Source organism: Microbacterium sp. ISL-103, assembly GCF_018613995.1.
GTDB lineage: Bacteria > Actinomycetota > Actinomycetes > Actinomycetales > Microbacteriaceae > Microbacterium.
This window is the reverse complement of the sequence record NZ_JAGGPD010000458.1, coordinates 1-2,206: the sequence shown is the minus strand read 5'-3', so window position 1 is coordinate 2,206 and position 2,206 is coordinate 1. Positions and strand designations below refer to the sequence as shown.

Here is a 2,206-nt window from a genome sequence, read left to right as displayed (position 1 = left end):
GTACATCGTCTGGTACTCCAGGTTCGTGACGCTGACGACCCGCCGAGTCATCGTGAACCACGGCGTGGGCGCACGCAACCGGCAAGAGATGTCACATGCCCGCGGCTACGCGATCGGCGTGCGCCGCGGTGTGGTGCAACGCCTCTGGGGCGTCGGGACGATCACACTCTCGAACGGCGTCGACGCGCCGCTGCGCCTCGCCAACGTGCCCAATGTCACCCTGGTGCACGAGACGCTGGCCGATCAGATCGAGGTCAGCCAGATCCTGGCGCACCGCGATGCGCAGTCGGGGCAGGACGCCTCGGCCGGCTTCTGAGACCTCGGCGCTCGACCCCTCGTTCGACGCTCGTGCGCTGCGCATCGGCGCGATGCGAGAGAATGATCAGGACGAATGGAGGCGGCACATGGCGCTGCGCGTGGGAGTGATCGGTGGAGGCCAGCTGGCCAGGATGATGATCGCCCCGGCGGTCGAACTCGGGCTCGATCTGCGGGTGCTCGCAGAGGGCGACGGCATGTCGGCGCAGCTCGCGGCCACGGCGGTAGGGGACTACCGCGATCTCGAGGCCGTTCGCGCGTTCGTGAAAGACGTCGATGTCGTCACCTTCGATCATGAGCATGTGCCGCAGGAGATCCTGCGCGCCCTCGTCGCCGACGGCGTGGCGGTGCACCCCGGCCCCGACGCGCTGCAGTTCGCGCAGGACAAGCTGCTCATGCGGGCTCGTCTCGCCGAGCTCGGCGTGCCCCAGCCCGACTGGGCACCGGTGCGAGATGCCGCTGAGCTTCAGGCCTTCCTCGACGATCACGACGGCGCGGCCGTGGTGAAGACGCCGCGTGGCGGCTACGACGGCAAGGGCGTGCGAGTCGTGCGTGCCGCGACCGAGGCCGAGGACTGGTTCGCCGGACTCGCCGACGGCGACGCGCTTCTCGTCGAGGAACTCGTCGGATTCGTCCGAGAACTCGCACAGCAGGTCGCCCGCCGCCCCAGCGGTCAGATCGTCGCCTATCCGGTCGTCGAGACCGTCCAGCGCGACGGTGTGTGCGCCGAGGTGATCGCACCCGCCCCGCACGCTCCCGAGCGTCTGGCCGAGGTCGCCGAGGGCATCGGTCGCTCGATCGCCGAGGGGCTCGGGGTGACCGGGATGCTCGCCGTCGAGCTGTTCGAGACCGACGATGAGCGGATCCTCGTGAACGAGCTCGCCATGCGTCCGCACAACAGCGGGCACTGGAGCCAGGACGGCGCAGTGACCGGCCAGTTCGAGCAGCACCTGCGTGCCGTCGCGGATCTGCCGCTGGGGGATCCGGCGCCCCGGGCCGCCTGGTCGGTGATGGTCAACATCCTCGGNNCATCCGACGGCGAAGATCCACACGTATGGCAAGGACCCGCGTCCCGGTCGCAAGGTCGGTCATGTGAACGTGGCGGGAGACGACCTCGACGAGGCCGTCTACGTCGCACGCGCGGCAGCCTCCCACTTCGATTGAGGGTGCGCCTGCGGGCGTGCCGTTGGGGGTTTCTCCCAGCACCAGACCGTAGCCTGAGTGGGTGACTGAGCCACTGCACTCCTCCCGCACGCCCCTCGTCGGCGTCGTCATGGGTTCCGACTCCGACTGGCGCGTGATGAAGGATGCCTCTCAGGCGCTGACCGACTTCGCGATCCCGCATGAAGTGGAGGTCGTGTCGGCTCATCGCACCCCCGACAAGCTGATGCAGTATGCCCGCGAGGCGCGCGGTCGTGGCGTTCGCGTGATCATCGCCGGGGCCGGGGGAGCCGCTCACCTTCCGGGGATGCTCGCCTCGATGACCGCGCTGCCGGTCATCGGCGTGCCGGTGCCGCTGGCCTACCTCGATGGCATGGATTCGCTCCTGTCGATCGTGCAGATGCCGGCAGGCATCCCGGTGGCCACCGTGTCGATCGGGGGAGCGCGCAACGCCGGCATCCTCGCCGCACGAATCCTCGGCACGTCGGACGACGACCTGGCCGATCGCGTCGAGGCCTACGCGCTCGACCTCGAGGCGCAGGTCGAGGAGAAGAACGATCGGCTGAAGGGCTCGCTGTGACCCTTGCGCCGCCGCGAGGCTCGGCGCGACCGCTGATCGAGACCCGCCCGCTGCGGCATCCGAATCCTGCGGATGCCGGACCGATGACCAAGCGCGGGTGGTGGCTGGTCGTGCTCAACCTGCTGGTGCCCGGGTCGGCCCAGGTGCTCG

2 protein-coding genes and 1 pseudogene are annotated in these 2,206 nt (G+C 69.4%); all 3 read left to right on the top strand.

Annotated features, from left to right (window positions below; genetic code table 11):
• Window positions 1–316, top strand: a 316-nt coding sequence (locus J7E68_RS15835; protein ID WP_215174181.1) for a PH domain-containing protein, incomplete at its 5' end; no start/stop codon positions are given.
• A gap of 88 nt (window positions 317–404) precedes the next feature.
• Window positions 405–1,479, top strand: a pseudogene (locus tag J7E68_RS15830) (5-(carboxyamino)imidazole ribonucleotide synthase).
• A gap of 109 nt (window positions 1,480–1,588) precedes the next feature.
• Complete coding sequence (gene purE / locus J7E68_RS15825) at window positions 1,589–2,056, top strand: 5-(carboxyamino)imidazole ribonucleotide mutase (protein WP_215174183.1); 468 nt, start codon at window positions 1,589–1,591, stop codon at window positions 2,054–2,056.
• Window positions 2,057–2,206: the final 150 nt, after the last annotated feature.